Origin of the sequence: Klebsiella sp. KPN54798 (assembly GCF_021184225.1) — a bacterium.
GTDB classification, from domain to species: Bacteria; Pseudomonadota; Gammaproteobacteria; order Enterobacterales; family Enterobacteriaceae; genus Klebsiella; species Klebsiella pneumoniae.
The window spans coordinates 4146668-4173417 of sequence record NZ_CP089234.1 but is presented as its reverse complement, the minus strand read 5'-3'; the positions used below and the strand labels follow the sequence as shown (position 1 = coordinate 4173417).

The window sequence follows — 26750 nt, the reverse complement described above, 5'->3', positions numbered from 1 at the left end:
TGAGGGCGGGATATCGCCTGCCGGAGTCGTCCAGATTGTTGCGGGCGTTTTTTCGTTTCAAAAAAATATGAAATAAATTTTCTTTATTAGCTGCTGAAGGCGGTGCAATCCGCCGATTGCACCGGGAACCAGATGCCGCTATGACGCTCCGCGCACAGACGCGGGGGAAGTTGAAGCGACGGCAGGATGACCGGCCGCAAAGATGCCCTTCGCCGCCAGGCCTGCGACGGTGAGGGCTGCCGGGATGCCGAGGATCAAAAAGACGCTTTCAAAGGGCAGGTTGAGCGCCATCATCTCGGCGCCGGCAAAGGCGCTGAGAATGGCGCCGATGCGCCCGACGCCGTGCATCCAGCTGGAGCCCGTCGCCCGCGCCTGTGTAGGGTAGTAGCGGGCGGAGAGGGCGTTCATGCCGGTATTGGCGCCGTTCAGGCAGGCGCCGCTGATAAACGCCAGCATACAGAGCAAGGCAAAGCTGCCCGCGGCGTAGCCCATCGCCATGGTGAACAGGCCGCCAACGGCGTAGATTATCCCCAGCGCGCGATGGGGGTTGATCCTGTCCATCAGCCAGCCGGCAAACAACGAGCCGAGGGTGCCGCCCGCCTGGTAGATCGCCGTCATGATGGCCGCCTGGCTAACGGTCATTCCTACCGCTTTAACCAGCGTTGGCAGCCAGCTGCCGAGGATATAGACCAGGAACAGCCCCATAAAGTAGACCAGCCATAGCATCAGCGAGCCGAAACCGTACTGGCGGGAGAGGACAATGCGCATCGCGTTGCCGGCCGCTGGCTGCGCCGGCAGGATAAACGTCACATTGTCGCTGATTTGTCCGGGATAGAGACGGTTAAGAATGGCGCGTATGCGCGCCGCGGGCGCTTGTTTGATCACCAGAAAACGAACCGATTCCGGCAGCAGCCAGATGAGCAGGGGGGCAAACAGCAGCGGCAGAATACCGCCGAGCGCCATCAGCGAGTGCCAGCCAAACTGGGGGATCAGCCACGATGCCGAAAATCCTCCCGCCGCCGCGCCGAAGGTGAAGCCGCAAAAGATGACGGTGATAATAAATGAACGCTGGCGTTCCGGGGCGTATTCCGACACCAGCGTCCCGATATTCGGCATCGCGGCGCCCAGCCCGAGGCCAGTCATAAAGCGAAAGAACATCATCTGTTCTACGTTGTGCGAGAAGGCGGTGGCGATGGTCCAGAAACCGAAGAAGAAAACGCTGTTGATGATGATTTTCTTACGTCCCAGCCAGTCGGCGAGCGGGCCGGAGAAAATCGCCCCCAGCGCGAGGCCGATCAGCGCGGCGCTGATCACCAGACCCAGCTGGTGGTTGCTTACCCCCCATTCCAGCTTTAGCGTCGGGGCGATAAAGCCCATGATCGCGATATCAAAACCATCGAGAGCGATGACGCAAAAGCCGAGAAATATAATCAGCTTCTGAAATCGGCTCAGCGGGTTACGATTTATTAACTCTCTGACATCCAGGCGTTGAGTCTGTGTCATAGCGTATTCCTTATGCGCAGGCGCGCAGGTAGGGCTGCGCGGCATCGAACAGTAACTGCGCCCGCTGAAGAGGCGGCAGGGCGCCTTGCTCGCCGTCAAGCGGCACTTCGAGAGAGACCGGCAGCGTCGCCGGCAGGGCCGACATCAGACCATGCAGATCCAGACCGCCTTCCCCCGGCACGTTGCGCGCCGAGCGGGCCTGGCGGATAAGTTCCTGCTCGCTCTCCGGCCTCTGCGCCGCGCCATCGCAGAGTTGCATATAGTTGAGATGATGCGCGGGCAGGCTGGAGAGGGCGGCGAGCGATTCTCCCGCGCGCCAGAAATGGAGAGCGTCCACCAGAATGCCGATGTCTTCCCGCCCGCTGGCGGCGATTAGTGCTTGCGCTGCGGCGATGTTGCGCAACTGGGTCCAGGGCATCGGCTCAAGATTCATGGTCAGCCCAAATGGACGACCGGCCGCGGCGAGGATGGCGAGGTTGTCAGCGCTGCGCTGAAGGTTGTCATCATTGCCGGCGACTAACACCTGTCCGGCGCCAAGACGCGCGGCGGTCTCCATAAAACGCTGCAGCCGATCGTCGAGGGTAAACCCGGGGGTCAGGCGGACGATCTCCACGTCCGACACGCGGATGCCAGTTTCCATCAACGCGGCGAGCGTCGCCCGGACGGCCGGGGTATCGCCCAGCATGTCGTAGTCCGGGTCGGTCGGTGTGGCGGGGAGCAGTCGCAGCCCAACGTGGGTAAAACCGGTTCTGGCCGCAATCCGCACCTGTTCGGGGGGAGGGACATCGAGCAGGGTCAGCGCGGCGAGCGATAGGGTACGCTTGTTCATAAAGGGCTCCGGTACAGTTGCAGGTGAAGAGAGTTAGGGTGCATCCATTCGTGGAAATCAAACTATGTTATTGTTTATATTTGTTTTTTTTGCCAGGTTTTTACCCACCAGATAGCCGAAGGTCATGGCGGGCCCGAGGGTGATCCCTCCGCTGGGGTAATAGCCGCGCATCACGCTCGACATGTCGTTGCCGATGGCGTACAGACCCGGTATCGGCTGCTGCTGTTCATCCAGCACCCGGGCGTGTTCGTCGGTTTGCAATCCGCTGAAGGTGCCCAGCGAGCCGGGCAGAATGCGCACCGCGTAGAACGGCCCTTCGCGCAGCGGTCCGAGCGTCACCTGATGGTCACCCTGGGCGCGGTTATAGGCTGATGCCCCGCGGTGAAAATCGACGTCTTCGCCAGCGCTGGCGAAGTGGTTAAAGCGTTCAACGGTTTCCGCCAGCGCATTGGCGTCGATAGCGCACTGCTTCGCCAGCTCCGCCAGGGTGTTTCCTCGCTGCAGATAGCCGGTACGCAGCCAGGCGGTGGGGGGGAACGGGAACGGTCTGGCGTGGCCCAGGCCGTAGCGACGCAGCGTACGACGATCGGCCAGCAGCCACGCCTGTGGCGTGTCGCCCGCGGGTGTGGCCGCCAGCAGGGCGGCGATAAAGTCATGATAAGAGTCGGCCTCGTTAACAAAACGTTTGCCGTTGGGCAGAACGGCGATCACCCCGGGTTTGGCGCGCTCCACCAGATGAGGAAACATTAGCTGCTGGCCGCTGGCCAGAGTGACGCGGGACACCGGCGCCCAGGCCAGCGGGTGGCGCAGGGAAGTGTTGAACTGGCCGCCGACGGATTCGCCAAGCCTGATCCCCTCGCCCTGATTGTCCGGCGGTGCGGCGGAGAAATGGCCGTAACCCTCCGCCGCGTGGGGCACCACCTGCGCCAGCCGCTGGCGATCGTGGGGAAAACCGCCGCAGGCCAGCACCACGGCGCCAGCTTCGACGTGAATCTCCCCGCCGTCGCTGCGCAACACCGCGCCGGACACGCCCGGCGGACCCTGCAGCAGCCGGACCACCGGGGCATTGAGCTGAAAACGCACGCCGGCGTCGAGGGCGGATCGCAGCAGACGGGCGACCAGCGCATTGCCATTGACCAGATGCTGCCCCCGTCCGGCGCGTAGCCGCTGCCAGCCGTGGCGCAGCAGGCGGCGGGCAGCATACAGCGCGGAGCGCGGCGAGCGGGTGGCATTGAAAAAATGCGCCATATCCGCGCCGCCGGCGATGCCCATCCCGCCCAGGCTAATGGTTTCCAGCGGCGGACGCAGGCGATGGAGCCAGTCGCCGAGCAGGCGGCCATCGTAGGGTTGCGCGGTGACCGACCGCCCACCGTTCGCCGCACCCGGCGACGGGTGAAAGTCCGGCATGGCGCTGCCCGAGAGAAACTGCACCGCCGTCCGCTGATGGAAAAATTCCACCATCTCCGGCCCGTAACGCAGGAAGGTTTGCAGACGAATATCGGCGGCTTCGCCCCCCATCTCATGCTGCAGATAGGTCAGCGGCGCGTCGGCTGCTTCGTCGATGCCCTCCGCCCGCGCCAGCGGGTTGCGGGGGATCCACAGCCAGCCGCCGGACCAGGCGCTGGTTCCGCCGAGCACTGACGCTTTCTCCGCCACCATGACGCTGGCGCCGTGCATCGCCGCAGTCACCGCGGCAGAGAGCCCCGCGGCGCCGGAGCCGACCACCAGCACATCCACCTTCACAGGCCCGCTCATGTTGGACTCCTTACTGCAGAGGTGAAAAAGCGGTGGGGCGCATCAGCACCGACTCGAGGCGTTCCACGGCGGCCAGTTCGCGATTTTTACGCGAGAAGGTCTGCCAGCGTTCGTCCTGGACCATCCGCGCGCGGCGCACCAGACGATCGTCCAGGCTTTCATAAGCCCAGATGTGCACTACCTGATTGACCACGCCGATCTCGGTAAAAAAGAAGCCGATTAGCTGGCCGAGATGGTCGGTTTGCACCGCCAGGGCATCGCTTTGGTACAGCGCCAGCCAGTCGGCCATTTTCAGCGGATTGATGGTGTACGTGCGTTTTTCGTAGATCATGATGTTTTCCTGATTAGTGGGTGGAGTGTTGTGCCAGATGGCAGGCGGCGAGATAGCCAAACGTCAGCCCCGGGCCGAGGGTGATGCCGGGGCCCGGATAGGTGCCGGCCATCAGCGAATCCATGTCGTTTCCCACCGCGTACAGCCCCGGGATGGGGTGTCCTTCGGTATTGACGACCTGGGCATCGGCGGTGGTGACCAGGCCCCGTGAGGTCCCCAGATCGCCGGTATAAAGTTTGATGGCATAGAACGGCGCGCTGAGCAGGGGGGCATTACAGGCGTCAGGCTGATGGCCCGGATCGCCCATCGCCCGGTTATAGCTGTTGCCGCCTTTAGCAAATTCCCGATCCACGCCCTGCGCGGCGTCGCGGTTGTAGCGGGCTACCGTTTTGCTCAGGGTTTGGGCATCCAGACCAAGCTGTTGCGCCAGCGCGGCCAGGGTATCGGCTTTGTGCAGATAGCCAGCGGCGACCAGGGCGTCATTATTGACCGGCGCCGGGCGCGCCAGTCCGAGGCCATAACGCTTCATCGCCTGGGCGTCGCAGAGTAAAAAACAGGGGGCATTTTCCGCTGCATCCTGCATTGCGCTGGCGAAATGGTGATAGGAGCTGGACTCGTTGACGAAGCGTACCGCCCGCTGATTGACGGCAATCACGCCCGGTTTTGCGCGATCGGTTACCAGATGGGGGAAGCGCTCCTCGCTGCCGTCGGTCCGGGTCAGCACCGATACCGGCGCCCAGAAAAAATTGGATGGCCGATCGGCTCCCTCGCGAGCGTTAAGCGCCGCCGCGAGACGCAGCGCGGCGCCATCGTTGGCCGGCGGCGACATGGTGAAATGCTCGCGGGTGTGCGGCCGATAGCGCGCCGCCAGCGCGCCCGCGGCGAAGCCGCCTGCGGCCAGCACCACCCCGCGCCGGGCGTGCAGCGTCTCTCTTTGCCCCTGATACTCAATCTCCACCCCGTGGACCGCGCCTTGCGCTTCGCACAGCGCCAGAACATTAACATTCAGCCGCAGGTTCATGCCTTTACGCAGCGCCGTTGTCGCCATGCGGGCTATCAGCGCATTGCCCATCGCCAGGCGGGTACCGCGAGGGTACTTCACCCGGTCGCGGGCATAGCGCAGCAGCAGCCGGGTGCAATGGGCCAGGGAGCGCAGCGAGCGGCGCATGTCGAGAAAATGTTGAATATCGACGCGGTTGACCATCATCCCGCCAAACAGCAGCATCCCCGGCGGCGGTGAACGCAGGTCGCGAAACGCGTCCCCCAGTTCACGACCGTCATACTCCACCACCTCCAGCGCACGACCGACGTCGACTGCGCCGGGTTCATCCGGATAGTAATCGGGCGAGAGCGGACGCAGGCTGTACTTTACTGCCCCCTCACGCTCGAGAAAGGCCAGCGCCTCCCGCCCGGCGCTGACAAACGCTTCGGCAAGATCTTCTCGGTACTGGCCCTCGCCGATAATGGTTCGCAGGTAGGTTTTCATCGCCTCGGCGCTACCGCTTTTGCCCTCGGCGCGCGCCTGGTCGGTATCGTGCAGCCACACGGCGCCGCCGGAGATGGCCGAGGTGCCGCCGAACTGGCCGGCTTTCTCCAGCATCAGCACCGACAGCCCTTTACAGCAGGCGGTGACCGCGGCGGCAAAACCGGCCGCGCCGCTGCCGATGACGATCACATCCCAGCTCTTCATGCCGCCGCTCCCTGCGCCTGCGGGATGGCGCCGATAAACTGGCCCATCAGCCTCATCTGCGCCAGCGCCATTTCCGGCCCGGTCTGTACTTTGCAACCACGGGCGGCGGCGAAAGTGAGCAACGGCGTCATTACCGGGGCGGTGACAACGTCGGCCACATGAGTGGTGCTGTCGAGCGTATCCAGCAGCGCCTGCGGTAGAGGCAGCTCATCAAATCCGGCCATGCCGGCCGGTGAGCCATTAACCAGTAGATCGAGGCCGTAAAGGGTGTCTGGCAGCGCGCTCAGTTGCACCGCCGGAAAGGCCTCAGCCAGAAGGTCATGCAGGCGCTGCCGGGTGGCCGGGGTTTGATCGTGTAGGGCCAGCCGACGGATCCCCGCCTCGCACAGTCCCCAGGCGATGGCGCTGCCGACGCCGCCGCAACCGGAGAGCAGCGCCTGCTTACCTGCCGGCTGAAAACCCTGCGCCTCGGCGGCGAGCTGAAAGCCGACGCCGTCCAGCATATCGCCCTGCAGGCGGCCATCCGCCAGCTTGCGGATCACATTGACGGCGTTGAGTCGGCGGGCGCGCGGCGTGAGGTCGTCGACCAGCGCGGCGGCGCGTTGTTTATGCGGCACCGTCACCAGCACTCCGGTCATGTTCTGCCAGCCGCGCAGGGCGTTGAGGTAGGCGGCCACCGCGTCCGGGACGATATCCACCGGGATCATGACGCTGTCCATGTGCTGTTCGGCAAAGTAGCGGTTGAAGTTATCCGGTGATTTCACCTGGGCGATCGGATGACCAATCACGGCGACAACCTGGGTAGTTCCACTGACCATTTCAAACCTCATTTGTTAAATGAATGTTGTGAAAGTATTTCAGTGGAAGCTGGGAGCGACAACGCAGAATTCGGACATGTCGGTTGTTAATCGCACGAACGCTGCGATAATCGCAGGAAATCGATAATGATGTTGCAAAAATGTGAGCGAATATGCAAAACACCATTCATCCACGCGATCTGATCGTCGGTTTACAAAAAGGGCTGGCGCTAATTCAGCTTTTTTCCAAAACCTGCCCAAAGCTCACCGTCGCCCAGACGGCGAAAATGAGCGGCCTGACGCAAAGCGCCGCGCGACGTTTTCTGCTGACGCTCCTGCATGAGCGCTATCTGCAAACCGACGGGCGCTATTACTGGCTTACCCCAAAGACGCTGCGGCTTGGCCAGGCCTATGTCGATTCGGCGCAGTTTCCTCGCATGGTACGGCCGATTGTCGAATACATCGCCAGCCGGACCGAAGAGCACGCCTCGGTGGGGGTGGTGGATGAAGATGAACTGGTCTATATCGCCCGCAGTCGGCATACGCCGTTCAACTCTACGTCGGTGCGGCTTGGGGAGCGGGTGCCCATTTTCTGTACCGCCGGGGGGCGATTGTGGCTGGCTTCGCTGCCGGAAGCAGAGTGTGAGACCGTCCTGCAGCGCATAACCCGGGAACAACGTACCCCCTATACGGTGACCGATATCGCGTCGCTGATGGAGAAAATCGCCCAGGTACGGCGCCAGGGATACGCCACCATTGAGCAGGAGTTTGAGATTGGCATGCTGGTGCTGGCGGTGCCGTTAACCGACAGGGAAGGGACCTGGTGGGGGACGCTGAGTCTGACCAGTCATCAATCGCGCACTTCGCTGGAAGCGTTATGCCGCGATCACCTCGATCTGCTCTACAGCGCGCAGGCGATGCTGGTGGGTTAAACAGGGCAGCCAGTGGCGCTGCCCTAAGATAGACGTCGCTTAGGCCGACGCTTTGGTCAGAAAGGTGTTCCAGTCGCTGGCCGCGTTATTCACGAAAGTATTCCAGCTGTTGCCGGCGGTGTTAACAAAGCTTCCCCAGTTTTCCTTTCCGGCGGTCACAAAAGTTTCCCAGTTTGACTGTCCGGTCAGAAAGGAACCAAACGCCATCGCGCTGTCGCCGACGAAGGAGGCAAATGCGGTGCCGGAGGTCAGAACAAAAGAGGTGAAGCCGACGCCAGAGTTGGCGACAAAGCTGGCGAAGCCGCTGGCTGCGCCGAACAGATTAAAGCCACCGGAGATATACTCCATTTCGTTCAGTGTTAACTCTTTCATTGCAATTCCTTGTAGTGATTATTTCCCAAAGGGGCAAGAGCCCCGGCGAAAGGTAGCATTGCAGGACCGTGCGGCGCGAGTGATGCCCGATGCGTACTGGCTCAATTTTTCCTCATTTTTTGATATGAAAGATAGCGGGAAAGCGATGGGGGAGGGGAGGGAAGTATGAAATGAGAAAGAATCCGGTAAGGGAACAGAAAAGAAAAGCCCCGTAAAAACGGGGCCTTAGAGCGTACTGGAGTGCGTAATTATCTCACGTAAGCCAGCAGACTATGTGAATCCGGCACCATAAAGTCAACGGACATCATCACGGACAGCGCGGTGATGGCGACGATAGAAAAGACGAACAGCTTACGCGCCCAGACTTTATCATCGGCCACTTTATAGCCACGCAGCGCCATGCCCAGCCACCAGACGCTGACCGCTGCCGCCACGACCAGGTATTTATACCCGGCGTAGCCGCCCAGCGAGAGCATCAAGGTTGCCACGGCAAAGGCGACGATGTACAGCGTAATATGGTTTTTGGCGACCGAAATGCCTTTCACCACCGGCAGCACCGGAATATTCGCCGCCTGATAATCCTTAAAGCGGAAAATCGCGATGGCGTAGGAGTGAGGCATCTGCCACAGGCTAAAGATAGCCAGCAGGATCGCCGCACCGCTGTCGAAATCACCGGTGACCGCGCAGTAGCCAATCACCGGCGGCGCAGCGCCGGAGAGTGAGCCAATCAGCGTGCCGTAGACGGAGTGGCGTTTCATGTACAGGCTGTAGACGCCGACATAAACCACGAACCCCATCACCCCCAGCCAGCAGGCCAGCGGGTTAGCGCCGAACCACAGCAGCATGAAGCCAGCAATACCCAGCAAGGTGGCGTACACCAGCGAAGCTTCTGGCGAGATCAGCCCTTTGACCAGCACCCGGTTTTTCGTCCGTTCCATCTTACGATCGATGTCCCGGTCGATGTAGTTGTTGAATACACAACCCGAGGCGACCACCAGGGATACTCCAAGGAGCGTCCAGACGAACAGCGGATAGTCGATGTGGCCTTTGGAGGCCAGCAGGAAACCGCCGATCACGGAGATCAGGTTGCCAAAAATAATGCCTGGTTTCGTTACTTGCAGGTATTGCTTAAACATACTCGCCGCTCTTAGTGCATCATCATGTTGTAGTTCAGGTTCCACATAATCCAGATGGAGCCGACAACCACGATCGCAATGATGATTACGGTGAAGATAAATGCGGTCAGGTTCCAACCTTCATCGGACTTGCTGTTCATATGCAGGAAGTACACGAGGTGTACCACGATCTGCACCACAGCGGTCACCAGAATGGTGCCAAGGATAACCGCATGCGAGGCGGAGCCACTCATCACCATGGCGAACGGAATGACCGTCAGGATGATGGACAGGATAAATCCTGTCATGTAGCTCTTCACGCTGCCGTGAGAAGCGCCGCTATGATCGGTAGAATGACTCATTACATCGCCCCCATCAGATAGACAACCGAGAACACGCAGATCCACACGACGTCCAGGAAGTGCCAGAACAGGCTCAGGCACAGGATACGCGTGCGGTTAGTGCTGGTCAGGCCACGACGTGAAACCTGGAACATCAGCACCGCCATCCAGATAAGACCGGAGGTCACGTGCAGACCGTGGGTGCCGACCAGCGCGAAGAACGCGGACAGGAAGCCACTACGATCCGGACCAAAGCCTTCCATGATCAGGTGATGGAATTCATAGATTTCCATCCCGATAAATCCGGCGCCAAACAACCAGGTCAACGCCAGCCAGGAAACCACCTGGCTTTTGTTGTTTTTGTACATGGCGATAGCCGCCATGCCGTAGGTGATGGAGCTGAACAGCAGCAGTGCGGTTTCAACCAGAACGAACGGCAGTTCGAAAATATCTTTGCCCGTCGGTCCGCCGGCCGTGCCGTTCACCAAAACGGCATAGGTAGCAAACAGCGTAGCGAAGATAATGCAGTCGCTCATCAGGTAGATCCAGAAACCGAATACCTTCATCGGTCCTGTATCATGGTGCCCGTGTTCATGCGCGTGGGCAGTATGCGCAAGAGTATCAGTTGCCATTTTTCAGCCCTGCTTTGTTAATCTCATCGAAATGCTGTTTTTCCAGTTTTTCGACTTCTGCAACCGGTACGTAGTAATCCACGTCCTCGTCAAAGCTCTTAATAATCCAGGTCGCTACGATGCCGATGAAGCTGGCGATCGCCATCCACCAGATATGCCAGATCATGGCGAAACCAAATACCGTAGCGAAGGCGGCAATCACGATGCCGGCGCCGCTGTTTTTCGGCATATGAATTTCTTCATAGTGAGCAGGCTGTTTGTACGCTTCACCTTTCTCTTTCATTTCCCAGAAGGCATCACGTTCGTGAACCTGAGGAACGATAGCGAAGTTGTAGAACGGCGGTGGAGAAGAGGTTGCCCACTCCAGCGTACGGCCACCCCACGGGTCACCGGTCAGGTCGCGGTTCTGATCGCGGTCGCGAATAGACACGTAGAACTGAATCAGCTGGCACAGAATACCGCAGGCGATCAGCGCCGCACCGCAAGCTGCAATAACCAGCATCGGGTGGAACTGCGGATCGATCTGCTGGCTCAGACGACGGGTCATACCCATGAAGCCCAGCACGTACAGCGGCATAAACGCTACGAAGAAGCCGATGATCCAGAACCAGAAAGCGCGTTTGCCCCAGGTTTCGTTCAGGGTGAAGCCAAAGGCTTTCGGCCACCAGTAGGTCAGACCTGCGAAGCAACCGAACACTACGCCGCCGATGATAACGTTATGGAAGTGCGCAATCAGGAACAGGCTGTTGTGCAGAACGAAGTCCGCGCCCGGTACCGCCAGCAGCACGCCGGTCATCCCACCTACGGAGAAGGTCACGATAAAGCCGATAGTCCACATCATCGCCGAGTTGAAGACGATGCGACCCTGATACATGGTGAACAGCCAGTTGAAGATCTTAACCCCGGTCGGGATCGCGATAATCATGGTAGTAATACCGAAGAAGGCGTTTACGTTCGCGCCAGCACCCATGGTGAAGAAGTGGTGCAGCCAAACGATGAACGACAGAACGGTAATACAGACGGTTGCCCATACCAGAGAGGTGTAACCGAACAGACGCTTACGCGAGAAGGTCGCGGCGATTTCGGAGAAGACCCCGAACACCGGCAGAACCAGGATGTACACTTCCGGGTGACCCCAGGCCCAAATCAGGTTGATGTACATCATCATGTTGCCACCCATATCGTTGGTAAAGAAATGGGTGCCCAGGTAACGATCCAGGGTCAGCAGCGCGATGGTGACGGTCAGAATTGGGAACGAGGCGATAATCAGGATGTTAGCGCACAGAGATGCCCAGGAGAATACTGGCATCTTGAACATGGTCATGCCCGGGGCGCGCATCTTGATAATGGTCACGAAGAAGTTAATACCGGTCAGGGTAGTACCGATACCGGAGAGCTGCAGCGCCCAAATCCAGTAATCAACCCCTACGCCAGGACTGTACTCAATTCCCGACAGCGGCGGATAGGCCAGCCAACCGGTCTGCGCGAACTCACCAACGCCCAGAGACAGGTTAACCAGAATCACGCCCACAACGGTGAACCAGAAGCTCAGGTTGTTGAGGAACGGGAAGGCTACGTCGCGCGCGCCGAGCTGAAGCGGAACCACCAGGTTCATCAGACCGATAACAAACGGCATCGCCACGAAGAAGATCATGATAACGCCGTGGGCGGTAAAGATCTGATCGTAGTGATGAGGCGGCAGGAAGCCGGCTTCCCCGGCCGAAGCCAGCACCTGCTGGCTACGCATCATGATGGCGTCAGCAAAGCCACGCAGCAGCATGACGATTGCCACGATAACGTACATGATACCGAGACGTTTGTGGTCGACAGAAGTCAGCCACTCGTTCCATAGGTAGGACCACTTACCGAAGTAAGTGATGGCTGCCAGAAGCGCCAGTCCCCCAATGATAATCGCAGCCACCGTTACCACGATAATAGGTTCGTGGTAGGGCACTGCATCCAGTGTAAGTTTTCCGAACATCGTTTTCTTCCTCGGCCCCTTAGTGAGCGGTTTCCGCGTGGCTCATGTCCATGCCTTCCATCCCGTCGTGAGCAGCGTGCTCGCCTTCAGGTTTAGACATGTTCATGCTCTCGTGAGACATGAATTTGTTCACAACATCTTTGAACAGATCCGGTTTCACGTTAGAGAAATATTCCACTTTGTTGTATTCGCTAGGCACAGCCACTTTCTCGAACGCGGCCATGGAGTCCATGGAGTTCGGAGACTGTTTCGCTTTTGCAACCCACTGATCGAAAGTCGCCCGATCCGGGGTGGCAATCGCTTTGAACTTCATACCTGAGAAGCCCGGGCCACTGTAGCTAGCGGAGATACCGTCATAAGTACCAGCTTCGTCAGCAATGAGGTGCAGCTGAGTCTGCATACCGGCCATTGCATAAATCTGGCTACCTAAGCGCGGAATAAAGAACGAGTTCATCACCGAGTTAGAGGTCACTTTGAAGTGTACCGGTACGTTCGCCGGGAAGGCGATTTCGTTAACGGTAGCAATACCCTGTTCCGGATAGATAAAGAACCATTTCCAGTCCATCGATACGACTTCGATGGTGATTGGCTTCTCGTCATGGACAAGCGGTTTGCTTGGCTCCAGTGCGTGAGTGGTTTTCCAGGTCAGAACGGCCAGGAACAGGATGATCAGAATAGGTACCGTCCAGACCACAGCTTCCACTTTGTTGGAGTGTGACCAGTTCGGGCTATACTTCGCATCTTTATTGCTCGCGCGATACTTCCAGGCAAATCCTACTGCCATCAAGACGGCGGGAATAACGACAATCATCATCAGGCCGAAGGCCGTCAGAATCAAAGAGCGTTGCTCCAGTCCAATCTGTCCTTTTGGGTCAAGGAGTGCAGAATCACAACCACTGAGTAATACAGTACCTGCGATTAATGACATCCATCCCAAACTTTTATTGTATTTCCTGAGTCTCATTGAACGACCTCAATTCCACGGGATCTGGTGGCGTTTAAAGTGTATGGGCATTTTACGGTAAGGTTGCATTACTGTAAACATGATTGGATCTCTGTCAGTTCTGTGTTAGCGGCTTCTGCTTGGTTTGTCACATATGTAACGTAGTGTTACTTAATCGCTTGCAAAGCCTGATTTTCGCGGGATTGATAACGAAAGGGATAAGAAAAGGAGTGCTTAGCGGCTAATGGGCATAACCACCCATAAATTAGAACAATTGTTTAACATTTAATTATCAAATAAAAGACATTGTGAAAACGAAAAATAAAATCCCCGGAGCTGAATCGGTTAAATTATTTAAAGAATCGAACGAAAACTGTCAATAATTTCCAGAAATCAAAAACGCACAAAACAACAAATAGCGCGGCGGACAATATAAAAGCGTTAATAAGCCGTTATAATTACGTTTCGTAATTACAACGGCTAATAATGATGCTGGATCCTTAAATCAGGCGGGTTTTACGCAGCGCCAGATAGTCAAGCAGGCCGCCGAACAAAATCCCGCCGACGGCGGTGAGCGCGGCAACCTCCAGCAGGCCGGACAGGAAGGAGAACGACGTATAATCCAGCGCGTTGAGGATCAGCAGCGCCAGCCACACCGCGAGCAGCAGGCAGCCCAGAGTCAGGATCCCCAGCGCCAGCGCATAGGCCTGCGGGAACTCACTACGCGGCATAAAGCTTGCGGTGCGTTGGGTATGCTCAAGCGTTTGCCGGCACAGCAGCAATAGGGCAATCCCCGGCACCGCCGCAACGACAGAGAAGAGATAGAAGGTCGACCAGCCGTGAGCCTCGACAAACCAGCCGGCAATCGGCCCAACGTATACGCGACCGACCGCAGAGAGCGCCGAGAGCAGCGCGAACTGGGTGGCGGAGAACGACTTATTACATAGCGTCATCAGCAGCGCGACAAATGCCGCCGTCCCCATTCCCCCGCACAGGTTTTCAAAGAATACCGCGGTCGCCATGGAATAGAGGTGCTTATCGGTAATCGACAGCAGCCAGTAGCCGGCGTTAGAGACCCCCTGCAGCAAACCGAAAATGAGCAGTGCCCGAAACAGCGTCAGCCGCTGCATCAGGACGCCGCCGTACAGGGCGCCGAGAATGGTGGCGAACAGGCCTAAGGTTTTGTTCACCATTCCCACTTCGCCAGCGTCAAATCCCACGCCGCGGATCAGGAAGGTGGTGGTCAGGCTCATGGCAAACGCATCGCCAAGCTTATAAAGGACGATGAGCAGCAGAATCAGCCAGGCGTTGTTGCGGCCGAAAAAATCGCGCAGCGGTTCGGCTACCGCCTGCTCGAGCGATCTGGGAACCGGGATAACGTCGCTCGGTTCGGGCGCCAGCAGCGTGGCGATAATGCAGGGTACCAGCAGCGCCGCCATCAGCCAGTACATCCCCTGCCAGCCGAGATAGCGGTCGGCAAGCCACAGGGCCAGTCCACCGGAGACCAGCATCCCCAGGCGATAGCCCAGCACGCTGATCGCGGCGCCGGCGCCACGCTCTTCTGCTGGCAACACGTCGGTTTTCCAGGCGTCGAACACAATATCCTGCGACGCCGAGCAGAAGGCGATCACCACCGCCAGCGCCGCCATCCAGCGTAATTGGGTGACCGGCTCAAGAAAGCCCATCGTCGCGATCGCCAGCAGGAGTAATACCTGGGTGGTCAACAGCCAACCGCGACGACGCCCAAGAAACGGCGGCGTGTAGCGGTCCATCAGCGGGGACCAGAGGAATTTAAAGACATAGGCCTGGCCGACGAGCGAGAAAAAACCGATCGTTTTCAGATCGATATTTTCCACCGTCATCCAGGCCTGCAGGGTACCGGAGGTGAGAGCCAGCGGCAGACCGGAGGCGAAGCCAAGGATCAGCAAAATGGCTGATTTCGGCTGCTGAAAAATGCGTAAGTAATGACTGGACATAGCATAAAGCACGAACCCGGCGGAGGCCGGGTTCGCGATAGCATTAACGCGCGTTTTGCTTGATGAAATCGTGGATGCTGGTGTCCTGCGCCATATCGGCGATGGTATCGGTCAGGACGCTGTTGACGGCATCAGCGATGTTTTTGTTCGAGGCCTGGAAGGCGCCTTCAACGGAGTAGCTGGCGCGGTAGTTTTTGGTCATTTTCGTGCCGTTTGCCGCGGTGGCGATGATGGCGATATCGGCTTTGGTGGCGATGTTATAGCGCACGTTACCCTGAGAGACGTCAGCATAGAGTTTGTTGACGATGATCTGCAGATCGACCGCGCCGTTCGGGCCAATCATGTAGCCGCGAGACGTCATCTGTTTCTCCAGCACTTCCTGCAGCAGGAAGCGCAGATCGCGGGAGGCGGTGAGAGTGACCAGCTGATTGTCACGCGTCACTTTCGCCAGCGCCTGGTCCGGACGCTGATCGGCGCCGTTGATGCTGACGGTCACGCCCATCAGGCTTGGATCCTGCTGCGGCAGCGTGATTTTCGGCGATACTTCAATGGTGGTCGGCGGCGTGGCGCATCCTGCCAGCATAAACATGGCGACCAACGGGAAAAGAATCTTCTTAAGCATGTTCAGGTCTCAACGCATGGTGTTGTTATAAGGAAAATTACCGCCATCATAGCATTGCCAACGGCAAGGGGAAGTGGCAACGCGTGTAAATCCATCGTGCTGGCGGTTTTCTGAGCGTCCCGCCACGGTTAATGGCTCGTTCCCCGACGGATCTGGCGACCAGAGCCAGTAAACGTGATACTTTTGAATGAAAATATCAGAACAATGCTAATTTTTTGTTGTTTTCTCCTAATGGAAGCGGTAAAAGCGGCTAACATTTAAATGGAGTGGCGGCATCTCAGCGTTGTCGGAGGAGAAAATTCATGATGATACGTGAACAGATCGAAGCAAAACTTAGAGCAGCGTTCGACCCGATGTATCTCGAAGTCGTGGATGAAAGTTATCGTCACAACGTCCCTGCGGGCTCTGAAAGTCATTTTAAAGTGGTGTTAGTGAGCGATCGCTTCACTGGCGAGCGTTTCCTCAATCGCCACCGTATGATCTACGGCACGCTAACCGAGGAGCTGTCGAATACGGTGCATGCCCTGGCGCTGCACACCTACACGATTAAAGAATGGGAAGCATTACAGGATACGGTATTTGCTTCGCCGCCGTGCCGCGGCGCAGGGAGTATCGCTTAGAAATCCCATTTGCAACCGCTGGCGCTTTTCCAGTATGTTGCTTGCAGATTTAGCAAAAACGGCCTACGGGCCGTTTTGTTTTGCCTGGAAAATGCGCAAAGTCAGCGCTTTTGCGGGCAAATTTGAGCGGGAAATGTGAAAAATGCCGCAGCACCAGGCGACAACCGTTCTCGACTCACAAAAGTGATGCCGCTATAATGCCGCGTCTTATATATGAATGTCTTCGGGATGATTCTGACGACAGGGAATGTGTTTCTGATTTGAAGAGGGCATCCCGGTTCTGCGAAGCCACCTACACGCGCTTCCAGAGTTGACCGAGCACTGTGATTTTTTTGAGGTAACAAGATGCAAGTTTCAGTTGAAACCACTCAGGGCCTTGGGCGCCGTGTAACGATTACTATCGCCGCTGACAGCATCGAGAATGCTGTCAAAAGCGAGCTGGTCAACGTAGCGAAAAAAGTTCGCATTGACGGCTTCCGTAAAGGCAAAGTGCCGATGAATATTGTTGCTCAGCGCTATGGCGCTTCCGTTCGCCAGGACGTGCTGGGCGACCTGATGAGCCGTCATTTCGTTGACGCGATCATCAAAGAAAAAATCAATCCGGCCGGCGCGCCGAACTACGTTCCGGGCGAATACAAACTGGGCGAAGACTTCACCTACGCGGTAGAGTTCGAAGTGTATCCGGAAGTTGAACTGCAGGGTCTGGATGCGATCGAAGTTGAAAAACCGGTTGTTGAAGTCACCGACGCTGACGTTGATACCATGCTGGAAACTCTGCGCAAGCAGCAGGCGACCTGGAAAGAAAAAGAAGGCGCGGTTGACGCTGAAGATCGCGTAACCATCGACTTCACCGGTTCTGTTGACGGCGAAGAGTTCGAAGGCGGCAAAGCCTCTGACTTCGTACTGGCGATGGGCCAGGGTCGCATGATCCCGGGCTTCGAAGACGGTATCAAAGGCCACAAAGCGGGTGAAGAGTTCACCATCGACGTGACCTTCCCGGAAGAGTACCACGCAGAAAACCTGAAAGGTAAAGCGGCTAAGTTCGTTATCAACCTGAAGAAAGTCGAAGAGCGTGAACTGCCTGAGCTGACCGAAGAGTTCATCAAACGTTTCGGCGTGGAAGATGGTTCCGTCGCTGGCCTGCGCGCTGAAGTGCGTAAAAATATGGAACGCGAGCTGAAAGGCGCTGTGCGTAACCGCGTGAAGTCTCAGGCTATCGAAGGTCTGGTTAAAGCCAACGAGATCGACGTTCCGGCTGCCCTGATCGACAGCGAAATCGACGTGCTGCGTCGTCAGGCTGCTCAGCGTTTCGGCGGCAACGAGAAACAGGCTCTGGAACTGCCGCGCGAGCTGTTCGAAGAGCAGGCTAAACGTCGCGTCGTTGTTGGTCTGCTGCTGGGCGAAGTGATCCGCACCAACGAGCTGAAAGCTGACGAAGAGCGCGTAAAAGCCCTGATCGAAGAGATGGCTTCTGCGTACGAAGATCCGTCTGAAGTCGTTGAGTTCTACAGCAAGAACAAAGAGCTGATGGACAACATGCGCAACGTGGCGCTGGAAGAGCAGGCTGTTGAAGCCGTGCTGGCGAAAGCCAAAGTGTCTGAAAAAGCCACTTCCTTCAACGAACTGATGAACCAGCAGGCGTAATTTCGCCGCTATCGTTTAAGGTTCGAGCAAAAACCCGTTGCCGAAAGGCGGCGGGTTTTTTTTTAAGATAATGATAGCCACAGGCACGGTGCGAAAACGCATTAACCATGATAGCGTTACAGCAAAAGCTTGTTATGCTTGAAATATGGCAACACCATCCCCATTACCGGGGGAGGCAACTGCATCCGCAATCGCACGCGTATTGAAGAGGCGGTGACGCATTCAGCGGATAGAAACTGTGGCTGATAATCCGTCCGTAAGGTTACAATCAGTGCAGCAGGTATTTTAAAATTACTCCAGGAGACGGAAATGTCATACAGTGGCGAACGAGACAACTTTGCACCCCATATGGCCCTGGTGCCGATGGTCATTGAACAGACCTCACGCGGTGAACGTTCTTTTGATATCTACTCCCGTCTGCTTAAGGAACGCGTCATTTTTCTGACCGGCCAGGTCGAAGACCACATGGCAAACCTGATCGTGGCGCAGATGCTGTTTCTGGAAGCGGAAAACCCGGAAAAAGACATTTACCTGTACATTAACTCTCCGGGCGGGGTAATCACCGCCGGGATGTCGATTTATGACACCATGCAGTTCATCAAGCCGGATGTCAGCACCATCTGTATGGGGCAGGCCGCTTCTATGGGCGCGTTCCTGCTGACCGCCGGGGCGAAAGGCAAGCGCTTCTGCCTGCCGAACTCCCGCGTGATGATCCACCAGCCGCTGGGCGGCTATCAGGGACAGGCGACGGATATTGAGATCCACGCCCGTGAAATCCTGAAGGTGAAAGGACGCATGAATGAGCTGATGGCGCATCATACCGGCCAGTCTCTTGAGCAGATTGAGCGTGACACCGAGCGTGACCGCTTCCTGTCTGCTGCGGAAGCCGTGGAGTACGGGCTGGTCGACTCTATTTTGACCCATCGTAATTGATGCCCAAGGCGCAAGGGTGCCGCTTTACGCTTCATCCTTCTCGCCACGTCTGTGCGAGCGGTTGGCTTTTATTCGGCCGCTTGTCTGGCAGGCTTGCGGCCGGTGGCTTCGCTACCGGCTCGATGTAGCGCGAAGGATTTTGTGTATATACTAATGAAGGGCGGCACAACGCTATATGGCGGCTTGCGCCTGAGAATGGCATTTGCGTCGTCGTGTGCGGCACAAAGAACTTAAAAAGAGGTTTGGACTCATGACAGATAAACGCAAAGATGGATCGGGCAAATTGTTGTATTGCTCTTTTTGCGGCAAAAGCCAGCATGAAGTGCGTAAGCTGATCGCCGGGCCATCCGTGTATATCTGCGACGAATGCGTTGATTTATGTAACGACATCATTCGCGAAGAGATTAAAGAAGTGGCGCCGCACCGCGAGCGCAGCGCGCTGCCGACGCCGCACGAGATTCGCCACCACCTTGATGACTACGTCATCGGTCAGGAACAGGCGAAGAAGGTGTTGGCGGTCGCGGTATACAACCACTACAAGCGTCTGCGCAATGGCGATACCAGCAATGGCGTAGAGCTGGGTAAAAGCAACATCCTGCTGATCGGGCCGACCGGTTCCGGTAAAACGCTGCTGGCGGAAACGCTGGCGCGCCTGCTGGATGTGCCGTTTACCATGGCGGACGCCACTACCCTGACCGAAGCCGGTTATGTGGGTGAGGACGTCGAAAATATCATTCAGAAACTACTGCAGAAGTGCGATTACGACGTGCAGAAAGCGCAGCGCGGCATCGTTTATATCGACGAAATCGACAAAATTTCGCGTAAATCCGATAACCCGTCGATTACGCGCGACGTCTCAGGCGAAGGCGTGCAGCAGGCGCTGCTGAAGCTTATCGAAGGGACCGTTGCCGCCGTTCCGCCGCAGGGCGGGCGTAAACATCCGCAGCAGGAGTTCCTGCAGGTTGATACCTCCAAGATCCTGTTTATCTGCGGCGGCGCGTTCGCTGGCCTGGACAAAGTGATTTCCCACCGTGTGGAAACCGGCTCCGGCATTGGTTTTGGCGCGACGGTAAAAGCGAAGTCCGACAAAGCGAGCGAAGGGGAACTGCTGGCTCAGGTCGAGCCGGAAGATCTGATCAAGTTTGGTCTGATCCCGGAGTTCATCGGCCGTCTGCCGGTAGTGGCTACCCTGAACGAGCTGAGCGAAGAAGCCCTGATCCAGATCCTGAAAGAGCCGAAAAACGCCCTGACCAAGCAGTATCAGGCGCTGTTTAGCCTTGAAGGCGCAGAGCTCGAATTCCGCGACGAAGCGCTGGACGCTATCGCCAAGAAAGCGATGGCGCGTAAAACCGGCGCCCGTGGCCTGCGCTCAATTGTGGAAGCGGCGCTGCTGGATACCATGTATGACCTGCCTTCGATGGAAGATGTCGAAAAAGTGGTCATTGATGAGTCGGTTATCGCCGGTCAGAGCAAACCGCTGCTGATCTACGGCAAACCGGAAGCTCAGCAGGCATCTGGTGAATAATTAACCATTTCACTCAAGCAGTTAACAAAAAGGGGGGATTTTATCTCCCCTTTTATTTTTCCTGCATTCCCGCCGTTGAATGTGTGGAATACATCCCCATATACTGGATTACATATTAACGACGATGCAGTGGAGTGTGGCGTCGTCGGCTACCTGGCGGACTTTAAACTAAGAGAGAGCTCTATGAATCCTGAGCGTTCTGAACGCATTGAAATCCCCGTATTGCCATTGCGCGATGTGGTGGTTTATCCGCACATGGTCATACCCCTGTTCGTAGGGCGGGAAAAATCTATCCGTTGCCTCGAAGCGGCCATGGACCATGATAAAAAAATCATGCTGGTTGCGCAGAAAGAAGCGTCGACGGATGAGCCGGGTGTAAACGATCTTTTCACCGTTGGAACCGTGGCGTCTATTTTGCAGATGCTGAAGCTGCCGGACGGCACCGTGAAGGTGCTGGTCGAAGGGCTGCAGCGTGCTCGCATTTCTGCGCTGTCTGATAATGGCGAGCATTTCTCGGCGAAAGCGGAGTATCTCGACTCGCCGGCGATTGACGAACGCGAGCAGGAAGTGCTGGTTCGCACCGCTATCAGCCAGTTTGAAGGCTATATCAAGCTGAACAAGAAGATCCCACCGGAAGTGCTGACGTCGCTGAACAGCATCGACGATCCGGCGCGCCTGGCGGATACCATCGCGGCGCACATGCCGCTGAAGCTGGCTGACAAGCAGTCTGTGCTTGAGATGTCCGACGTTAACGAACGTCTGGAATATCTGATGGCGATGATGGAATCGGAAATCGATCTGCTGCAGGTTGAGAAGCGCATTCGCAACCGCGTCAAAAAGCAGATGGAGAAATCTCAGCGCGAGTACTATCTGAACGAGCAAATGAAAGCGATTCAGAAAGAACTCGGCGAGATGGACGACGCCCCGGACGAAAACGAAGCGCTGAAGCGTAAGATCGACGCGGCGAAAATGCCGAAAGAGGCGAAAGAAAAAACCGAAGCGGAACTGCAGAAGCTGAAGATGATGTCGCCGATGTCAGCGGAAGCGACCGTCGTGCGTGGCTACATCGACTGGATGGTGCAGGTGCCGTGGAATGCGCGCAGTAAGGTCAAAAAAGACCTGCGTCAGGCCCAGGAGATCCTCGATACCGATCACTATGGCCTGGAGCGCGTGAAGGATCGCATCCTTGAATATCTCGCGGTGCAGAGCCGGGTGAACAAAATCAAGGGGCCAATCCTTTGTCTGGTGGGACCGCCGGGGGTAGGTAAAACCTCGCTGGGTCAATCCATCGCCAAAGCGACCGGACGGAAATACGTTCGTATGGCGCTTGGCGGCGTGCGCGATGAAGCGGAAATCCGCGGTCATCGTCGGACCTACATTGGCTCGATGCCGGGCAAACTGATCCAGAAAATGGCGAAAGTGGGGGTCAAAAACCCGCTGTTCCTGTTGGACGAGATCGACAAAATGTCTTCCGACATGCGCGGCGACCCGGCTTCCGCGTTGCTTGAGGTGCTGGATCCGGAACAGAACGTGGCCTTTAACGACCACTATCTGGAAGTGGATTACGATCTCAGCGACGTGATGTTCGTGGCGACTTCCAACTCCATGAACATTCCGGCGCCGCTGCTGGACCGTATGGAAGTGATTCGTCTCTCCGGCTATACCGAAGATGAAAAACTGAACATCGCCAAACGTCATCTGCTGCCGAAGCAGATCGAACGTAACGCGCTGAAGAAAGGCGAGTTGACCGTCGACGATAGCGCCATTATCGGCATTATTCGTTACTACACGCGGGAAGCGGGGGTACGTAGCCTGGAGCGTGAAATCTCCAAGCTGTGCCGCAAGGCCGTTAAGCAACTGCTGCTGGATAAATCGCTGAAACACATCGAAATTAACGGTGAGAATCTGCATGATTATCTCGGCGTACAGCGCTTCGACTATGGCCGCGCCGATAGTGAGAACCGCGTCGGTCAGGTGACCGGTCTGGCGTGGACGGAAGTGGGCGGCGATCTGCTGACCATCGAAACCGCCTGCGTGCCGGGCAAAGGCAAGCTGACCTACACCGGCTCGCTGGGCGAGGTGATGCAGGAGTCGATTCAGGCTGCGCTGACGGTGGTACGTTCGCGGGCTGACAAGCTGGGCATTAACGCCGACTTCTACGAGAAGCGTGACATTCACGTGCACGTGCCGGAAGGGGCGACGCCTAAGGATGGTCCGAGCGCGGGTATTGCCATGTGCACGGCGCTGGTATCCTGCCTGACCGGTAACCCGGTACGCGCTGATGTGGCGATGACCGGTGAAATCACTCTGCGTGGTCAGGTGCTGCCGATCGGCGGTCTGAAGGAAAAACTGCTGGCGGCGCATCGCGGCGGCATTAAGACTGTTCTGATTCCTGATGAGAACAAACGCGACCTTGAAGAAATTCCGGATAACGTTATCGCCGATTTGGATATCCATCCGGTGAAACGAATCGAGGAAGTTCTGACACTTGCGCTGCAGAACGAACCGTTCGGCATGCAGGTTGTGACCGCGAAATAGTGATTCTGCGCAAATTGCGCTAATAAAAATAGGGCTGGTAAGTCATTTCGGACTTGCCAGCCTTTTTTTGTGTAGCTAACTTAGATCGCTGGCAGGGGGGTCATCGACAACTGCTGTTGTAAGGGCATGACAGTCCTGATATAACTGCTGCGCGGTCGCACTATGAAGGACTCAGGTGCGATATAAATTATAAAGAGAGGAAGAGAACAGTGAATAAATCTCAACTGATTGACAAAATTGCTGCGGGTGCGGACATTTCTAAAGCTGCAGCTGGACGTGCGTTAGATGCTTTAATCGCTTCTGTTACTGAATCTCTGCAGGCTGGGGATGACGTTGCGCTGGTAGGTTTTGGTACCTTTGCTGTTAAAGAACGTGCCGCCCGTACTGGTCGCAACCCGCAAACAGGTAAAGAAATTACTATCGCTGCCGCAAAAGTGCCGGGCTTCCGTGCTGGTAAAGCGCTGAAAGACGCGGTGAACTGATCGGCTTTCCCATCAGGGAATGTGACGAAGTACAAGGGCGCATCGTGAGATGTGCCTTTTTTATTGCCTTTTCAGACCACTTTATGTGTGTTTATCGCCACTTGTGGGCTGACAATCACCCTGTTTTCTTGTCAAAATACGTCCTCACGCGCGGCGGCCATCACGTGCTATGCTGCGCGAGCTAAAGTCATCTACAGCGGAGCGTTGTTACACCATGATGGACAACCTACGCACGGCCGCCAACAGCGTCGTGCTCAAGATTATTTTCGGTATCATTATCGTCTCGTTCATTTTGACCGGGGTGAGTGGTTACCTGATTGGCGGTGGCAAAAACTATGCCGCAAAAGTGAATGGCCAGGAGATTGGCCGTGGGCAGTTTGAAAACGCCGTCGCCAGCGAACGTAACCGTATGCAGCAGCAGCTTGGCGATCAATTCTCCGAGCTGGCGGCGAACGAAAACTACATGAAAACCATGCGCCAGCAGGTGCTGAACCGCCTGATCGATGAGTCGCTTCTGGATCAGTATGCCCGCGAGCTGGGCCTCAGCATCAGCGATGAGCAGGTGAAGCAGGCGATCTTCCAGACCCAGGCGTTCCAGACGAACGGTAAGTTCGACAACCAGCGTTTCAGTGGTATTGTCGCCCAGATGGGGATGACCACCGATCAGTACGCCCAGGCGCTGCGTAACCAGCTGACCACGCAGCAGCTGATTAACGCCATTGCGGGTACCGACTTCATGCTGCCGGGCGAGTCCGATCAGCTGGCGGCGCTGGTATCTCAACAGCGGGTGGTCCGCGAAGCGACCATCAACGTAAATGCCCTGGCGGCAAAACAGACCGCCAGCGATGAGGAAATCAACGCCTTCTGGCAGCAGAATCAGGCCCGTTTTATGGCGCCGGAGCAGTTCCGCGTCAGCTACATCAAAATGGATGCCGCCAGCATGCAGGAGAGCGCCTCTGACGAAGAGATTCAGTCATGGTACGACCAGCACAAGGATCAGTTCACTCAGCCGCAGCGCAACCGCTACAGCGTGATTCAGACCAAAACTGAAGCCGATGCGAAAGCGGTACTGGCCGAGCTGCAAAAAGGAGCGGACTTCGCCACGCTGGCGAAAGAAAAATCGACCGATATTATCTCTGCCCGCAACGGTGGCGATATGGGGTGGATGGAAGATGCCTCTACCGTGCCTGAGCTGAAAGATGCCGGGCTGAAAGAGAAAGGCCAGCTGTCTGGCGTGATCAAATCCTCGGTTGGCTTCCTGGTAGCTCGTCTGGACGACGTCCAGCCGGCGCAGGTGAAGCCGCTGGCTGACGTGCGTAATGACATTGCGGCGAAAGTGAAGCAGGAAAAAGCGTTGGATGCTTACTACGCGCTGCAGCAGAAGGTGAGCGATGCGGCCAGCAACGATAATGAATCGCTGGCGAGCGCAGCGCAGGTCGCCGGGCTGAAGGTCGTAGAAACCGGCTGGTTTGGCCGCGATAACCTGCCGGAGGAGCTGAACTTTAAACCGGTCGCTGACGCTATTTTCAACGGCGGTCTGGTGGGTGAGAACGGCGCGCCGGGCAGCAACTCCGATATCATTACCGTTGACGGCGATCGCGCTTTTGTTCTGCGCATTAGCGAACACAAAGCCGAGGCGGTGAAGCCGCTGGCCGAAGTGAAGGCACAGGTTAGCGATATCGTTAAGCACAATAAAGCGGAACAGCAGGCGAAACTGGAGGCCGACAAGCTGCTGGCGGCGCTGAAAGACGGCAAAGGCGATGAAGCGATGAAGGCGGCTGGCCTGAGCTTTGGCGCGCCGCAGACGCTTTCTCGTACCGGCCAGGATCCGCTGAGCCAGCTGGCATTTACCCTGCCGCTGCCGCAGCAGGGTAAACCGGTCTACGGCGTGGGCAGCAATATGCAAGGCGATGTGGTGCTGGTAGCGCTGGATGAGGTGAAAGCCGGCAGCATGCCGGAAGAGCAGAAGAAGGCCATGGTTCAGGGGATCACCCAGAACAATGCCCAAATCGCTTTCGAAGCGCTGATGAGCAACCTGCGCAAGGCGGCGAAAATTAAGCTCGGCGACAGCATCGACCAGCAGCAGTAATTTCGCGTCGTCTCGCAAAAATGAGCAACACGATGTAATCCTCAAGGGCCGCTTTCGCGGCCCTTTCCATTTCTGTGATTTGCCTTTTGTCGACCATCCGCACTGACGCTATCGTGACCTTGCTGTCTACACACAAGGAGATATCAGCATGAAATATGGAATAAAAGCACTGATGGCCGCGGGCGTTCTGGTTTTTGCGGTAGGGGTACAGGGGGCGCTGGCGGCACCCGCCAGCGGCAAAGCGGCGGTGAATAAAGAAAATGTGCAGGCTTCCTCTTCGGCGAAGGCGGAAGCGGTGCCCGGCGAGTCTGACATCGGGGCGACAAAGGTCAGCATTAACCGCGCCAGCGCCGAACAGCTGGCGCAGGCGTTGAATGGCGTAGGATTGAAAAAAGCCCAGGCTATTGTCAGCTACCGCGAAGAGTACGGGCCGTTCAAAACCCTCGATGATCTGAAGCAGGTCCCGGGAATGGGGAGCGCGTTGGTGGAGCGCAATTTAGCCCATCTGACGCTGTAAATTTTATGCCAGACCTTGCACAGCGGTGATTTTTTGCCAGGATAAAGAGGTTGCATCAAGTGGTGTGACCTCTTACCTCATAAACAACAATAACAGAAAGGCATTAGTGCTATGCAGACACAAATTAAAGTTCGCGGCTATCATCTGGACGTCTACCAGCATGTGAACAACGCTCGCTACCTGGAGTTCCTCGAGGAAGCCCGCTGGGATGGCCTGGAAAATAGCCCCGCGTTTCAGTGGATGATGGAGAAAAACATCGCCTTCGTGGTGGTGAATATCAATATTAACTATCGTCGTCCGGCGGTACTGGGCGATGTGCTGACGGTGAGCAGCAAACTGGAGCAACTCAACGGCAAAAGCGGCACCCTAAGCCAGGTGGTCACCCTCAACCCCAATGGCGAAGTAGTGGCCGATGCGCTGATTACCTTCGTTTGTATCGATTTGAAAACCCAGAAGGCGCTGCCGCTGGAAGGGGAATTGCGTGCGAAACTTGACCAGATGAACCTGCGCTGACAACCGTCGTGCGAGTGGCGGGCCCACGGCAGGTGATGAACCCGTAGCCCCGGTAAGCATCGCGCCACCG

Annotated in this window: 24 protein-coding genes; 10 read left to right on the top strand and 14 right to left on the bottom strand. The window is 56.9% G+C overall.

The genetic code is table 11. From position 1 onward, the window contains the following. Window positions 1-138: 138 nt before the first annotated feature. From LPQ25_RS20075 to LPQ25_RS20050, 6 genes are read right to left on the bottom strand one after another with little or no spacing between them, the layout of a single operon-like run. Window positions 139-1503 (bottom strand): MFS transporter, encoded by a 1365-nt coding sequence (locus LPQ25_RS20075; protein WP_014907979.1) that lies wholly within the window; start codon window positions 1501-1503, stop codon window positions 139-141. A gap of 10 nt (window positions 1504-1513) precedes the next feature. After that, on the bottom strand, window positions 1514-2332 hold the full coding sequence (locus LPQ25_RS20070) for a sugar phosphate isomerase/epimerase family protein (RefSeq protein ID WP_002891476.1): 819 nt from the start codon (window positions 2330-2332) through the stop codon (window positions 1514-1516). A 57-nt stretch (window positions 2333-2389) separates the two neighbouring features. Further along, window positions 2390-4087 carry an FAD-dependent oxidoreductase gene (locus LPQ25_RS20065; RefSeq protein ID WP_012737499.1) on the bottom strand — a complete coding sequence of 566 codons (1698 nt, stop codon included), beginning with the start codon at window positions 4085-4087 and terminating at the stop codon, window positions 2390-2392. A 10-nt stretch (window positions 4088-4097) separates the two neighbouring features. Continuing rightward, the gene (locus tag LPQ25_RS20060; RefSeq protein ID WP_012737500.1) at window positions 4098-4418 is read right to left on the bottom strand and encodes an NIPSNAP family protein; all 321 of its coding nucleotides are present in this window, start codon (window positions 4416-4418) and stop codon (window positions 4098-4100) included. Between the two features lie 13 nt (window positions 4419-4431). After that, window positions 4432-6108, bottom strand: a complete 1677-nt coding sequence (locus LPQ25_RS20055; RefSeq protein WP_012737501.1) for an FAD-dependent oxidoreductase — start codon at window positions 6106-6108, stop codon at window positions 4432-4434. Next, a complete protein-coding gene (locus LPQ25_RS20050) occupies window positions 6105-6926 on the bottom strand; it encodes a shikimate dehydrogenase family protein (protein ID WP_004178747.1) in 822 nt (273 codons plus the stop codon). Before LPQ25_RS20050 ends, LPQ25_RS20055 begins: the two co-directional genes overlap by 4 nt. A gap of 152 nt (window positions 6927-7078) precedes the next feature. On the opposite strand from LPQ25_RS20050, the gene LPQ25_RS20045 reads away from it, so the two are divergent. Beyond that, window positions 7079-7837: an IclR family transcriptional regulator domain-containing protein gene (locus LPQ25_RS20045; RefSeq protein WP_012737502.1), complete on the top strand. Its 759-nt coding sequence runs from the start codon at window positions 7079-7081 to the stop codon at window positions 7835-7837. A gap of 39 nt (window positions 7838-7876) precedes the next feature. Here the strand turns inward: LPQ25_RS20045 and LPQ25_RS20040 are convergent, their stop codons facing one another. The 8 genes from LPQ25_RS20040 to LPQ25_RS20005 form a co-directional block, all read right to left on the bottom strand. Further along, entirely contained in the window at window positions 7877-8209 is a 333-nt protein-coding gene (locus LPQ25_RS20040; RefSeq protein ID WP_004178748.1) for a hypothetical protein, read from the bottom strand. 248 nt (window positions 8210-8457) lie between these two features. After that, complete coding sequence (gene cyoE / locus LPQ25_RS20035) at window positions 8458-9345, bottom strand: heme o synthase (RefSeq protein WP_002891629.1); 888 nt, start codon at window positions 9343-9345, stop codon at window positions 8458-8460. 11 nt (window positions 9346-9356) lie between these two features. Next, window positions 9357-9686, bottom strand: a complete 330-nt coding sequence (locus LPQ25_RS20030; RefSeq protein ID WP_002891634.1) for a cytochrome o ubiquinol oxidase subunit IV — start codon at window positions 9684-9686, stop codon at window positions 9357-9359. Continuing rightward, window positions 9686-10297 carry a cytochrome o ubiquinol oxidase subunit III gene (locus LPQ25_RS20025; RefSeq protein WP_002891635.1) on the bottom strand — a complete coding sequence of 204 codons (612 nt, stop codon included), beginning with the start codon at window positions 10295-10297 and terminating at the stop codon, window positions 9686-9688. Before LPQ25_RS20025 ends, LPQ25_RS20030 begins: the two co-directional genes overlap by 1 nt. Further along, on the bottom strand, window positions 10287-12278 hold the full coding sequence (gene cyoB, locus LPQ25_RS20020; protein ID WP_002891638.1) for a cytochrome o ubiquinol oxidase subunit I: 1992 nt from the start codon (window positions 12276-12278) through the stop codon (window positions 10287-10289). The genes LPQ25_RS20025 and cyoB overlap by 11 nt, the downstream gene beginning before the upstream one ends. Before the next feature lie 19 nt (window positions 12279-12297). Continuing rightward, window positions 12298-13242: a cytochrome o ubiquinol oxidase subunit II gene (gene cyoA, locus LPQ25_RS20015; RefSeq protein WP_002891641.1), complete on the bottom strand. Its 945-nt coding sequence runs from the start codon at window positions 13240-13242 to the stop codon at window positions 12298-12300. Between the two features lie 479 nt (window positions 13243-13721). Further along, window positions 13722-15197 carry a muropeptide MFS transporter AmpG gene (gene ampG, locus LPQ25_RS20010; RefSeq protein ID WP_004144673.1) on the bottom strand — a complete coding sequence of 492 codons (1476 nt, stop codon included), beginning with the start codon at window positions 15195-15197 and terminating at the stop codon, window positions 13722-13724. A 43-nt stretch (window positions 15198-15240) separates the two neighbouring features. Beyond that, on the bottom strand, window positions 15241-15819 hold the full coding sequence (locus LPQ25_RS20005; protein ID WP_002891647.1) for a lipoprotein: 579 nt from the start codon (window positions 15817-15819) through the stop codon (window positions 15241-15243). Between the two features lie 302 nt (window positions 15820-16121). Here LPQ25_RS20005 and bolA point away from each other — a divergent pair, with 302 nt between their 5' ends. The 9 genes from bolA to LPQ25_RS19960 all read left to right on the top strand — a co-directional run bounded on the left by bolA (window position 16122) and on the right by LPQ25_RS19960 (window position 26680). Next, entirely contained in the window at window positions 16122-16439 is a 318-nt protein-coding gene (gene bolA / locus LPQ25_RS20000) for a transcriptional regulator BolA (protein WP_002891649.1), read from the top strand. Between the two features lie 345 nt (window positions 16440-16784). After that, complete coding sequence (gene tig, locus LPQ25_RS19995) at window positions 16785-18083, top strand: trigger factor (RefSeq protein WP_004147333.1); 1299 nt, start codon at window positions 16785-16787, stop codon at window positions 18081-18083. A gap of 309 nt (window positions 18084-18392) precedes the next feature. Then, the gene (clpP, locus tag LPQ25_RS19990) at window positions 18393-19016 is read left to right on the top strand and encodes an ATP-dependent Clp endopeptidase proteolytic subunit ClpP (RefSeq protein ID WP_002891804.1); all 624 of its coding nucleotides are present in this window, start codon (window positions 18393-18395) and stop codon (window positions 19014-19016) included. 250 nt (window positions 19017-19266) lie between these two features. Next, window positions 19267-20541 (top strand): ATP-dependent protease ATP-binding subunit ClpX, encoded by a 1275-nt coding sequence (gene clpX, locus LPQ25_RS19985; protein ID WP_002891807.1) that lies wholly within the window; start codon window positions 19267-19269, stop codon window positions 20539-20541. Between the two features lie 183 nt (window positions 20542-20724). Continuing rightward, on the top strand, window positions 20725-23079 hold the full coding sequence (gene lon, locus LPQ25_RS19980) for an endopeptidase La (RefSeq protein ID WP_004151336.1): 2355 nt from the start codon (window positions 20725-20727) through the stop codon (window positions 23077-23079). 209 nt (window positions 23080-23288) lie between these two features. Next, entirely contained in the window at window positions 23289-23561 is a 273-nt protein-coding gene (gene hupB, locus LPQ25_RS19975; RefSeq protein ID WP_002444653.1) for a nucleoid-associated protein HU-beta, read from the top strand. A 214-nt stretch (window positions 23562-23775) separates the two neighbouring features. Continuing rightward, window positions 23776-25650 carry a peptidylprolyl isomerase gene (gene ppiD, locus LPQ25_RS19970; protein ID WP_004177252.1) on the top strand — a complete coding sequence of 625 codons (1875 nt, stop codon included), beginning with the start codon at window positions 23776-23778 and terminating at the stop codon, window positions 25648-25650. Between the two features lie 148 nt (window positions 25651-25798). After that, window positions 25799-26167 (top strand): helix-hairpin-helix domain-containing protein, encoded by a 369-nt coding sequence (locus LPQ25_RS19965; protein ID WP_002891859.1) that lies wholly within the window; start codon window positions 25799-25801, stop codon window positions 26165-26167. A 111-nt stretch (window positions 26168-26278) separates the two neighbouring features. Further along, on the top strand, window positions 26279-26680 hold the full coding sequence (locus LPQ25_RS19960; RefSeq protein ID WP_002891860.1) for a YbgC/FadM family acyl-CoA thioesterase: 402 nt from the start codon (window positions 26279-26281) through the stop codon (window positions 26678-26680). Window positions 26681-26750 lie beyond the last annotated feature (70 nt).

Bases quoted from the DNA above. Each gene is read 5' to 3' on its own strand.
- cyoE (WP_002891629.1), bottom strand. From the start codon at position 9,345: ATGTTTAAGCAATACCTGCAAGTAACGAAACCAGGCATTATTTTTGGC.
- clpP (WP_002891804.1), top strand. From the start codon at position 18,393: ATGTCATACAGTGGCGAACGAGACAACTTTGCACCCCATATGGCCCTG.
- lon (WP_004151336.1), top strand. From the start codon at position 20,725: ATGAATCCTGAGCGTTCTGAACGCATTGAAATCCCCGTATTGCCATTG.
- LPQ25_RS20025 (WP_002891635.1), bottom strand. From the start codon at position 10,297: ATGGCAACTGATACTCTTGCGCATACTGCCCACGCGCATGAACACGGG.
- LPQ25_RS20005 (WP_002891647.1), bottom strand. From the start codon at position 15,819: ATGCTTAAGAAGATTCTTTTCCCGTTGGTCGCCATGTTTATGCTGGCA.
- ampG (WP_004144673.1), bottom strand. From the start codon at position 15,197: ATGTCCAGTCATTACTTACGCATTTTTCAGCAGCCGAAATCAGCCATT.
- clpX (WP_002891807.1), top strand. From the start codon at position 19,267: ATGACAGATAAACGCAAAGATGGATCGGGCAAATTGTTGTATTGCTCT.
- LPQ25_RS20030 (WP_002891634.1), bottom strand. From the start codon at position 9,686: ATGAGTCATTCTACCGATCATAGCGGCGCTTCTCACGGCAGCGTGAAG.
- LPQ25_RS20060 (WP_012737500.1), bottom strand. From the start codon at position 4,418: ATGATCTACGAAAAACGCACGTACACCATCAATCCGCTGAAAATGGCC.
- LPQ25_RS20045 (WP_012737502.1), top strand. From the start codon at position 7,079: ATGCAAAACACCATTCATCCACGCGATCTGATCGTCGGTTTACAAAAA.
- ppiD (WP_004177252.1), top strand. From the start codon at position 23,776: ATGATGGACAACCTACGCACGGCCGCCAACAGCGTCGTGCTCAAGATT.
- LPQ25_RS20040 (WP_004178748.1), bottom strand. From the start codon at position 8,209: ATGAAAGAGTTAACACTGAACGAAATGGAGTATATCTCCGGTGGCTTT.
- LPQ25_RS19960 (WP_002891860.1), top strand. From the start codon at position 26,279: ATGCAGACACAAATTAAAGTTCGCGGCTATCATCTGGACGTCTACCAG.
- cyoB (WP_002891638.1), bottom strand. From the start codon at position 12,278: ATGTTCGGAAAACTTACACTGGATGCAGTGCCCTACCACGAACCTATT.
- LPQ25_RS19965 (WP_002891859.1), top strand. From the start codon at position 25,799: ATGAAATATGGAATAAAAGCACTGATGGCCGCGGGCGTTCTGGTTTTT.
- cyoA (WP_002891641.1), bottom strand. From the start codon at position 13,242: ATGAGACTCAGGAAATACAATAAAAGTTTGGGATGGATGTCATTAATC.
- tig (WP_004147333.1), top strand. From the start codon at position 16,785: ATGCAAGTTTCAGTTGAAACCACTCAGGGCCTTGGGCGCCGTGTAACG.
- bolA (WP_002891649.1), top strand. From the start codon at position 16,122: ATGATGATACGTGAACAGATCGAAGCAAAACTTAGAGCAGCGTTCGAC.
- LPQ25_RS20055 (WP_012737501.1), bottom strand. From the start codon at position 6,108: ATGAAGAGCTGGGATGTGATCGTCATCGGCAGCGGCGCGGCCGGTTTT.
- LPQ25_RS20065 (WP_012737499.1), bottom strand. From the start codon at position 4,087: ATGAGCGGGCCTGTGAAGGTGGATGTGCTGGTGGTCGGCTCCGGCGCC.
- LPQ25_RS20070 (WP_002891476.1), bottom strand. From the start codon at position 2,332: ATGAACAAGCGTACCCTATCGCTCGCCGCGCTGACCCTGCTCGATGTC.
- LPQ25_RS20050 (WP_004178747.1), bottom strand. From the start codon at position 6,926: ATGGTCAGTGGAACTACCCAGGTTGTCGCCGTGATTGGTCATCCGATC.
- LPQ25_RS20075 (WP_014907979.1), bottom strand. From the start codon at position 1,503: ATGACACAGACTCAACGCCTGGATGTCAGAGAGTTAATAAATCGTAAC.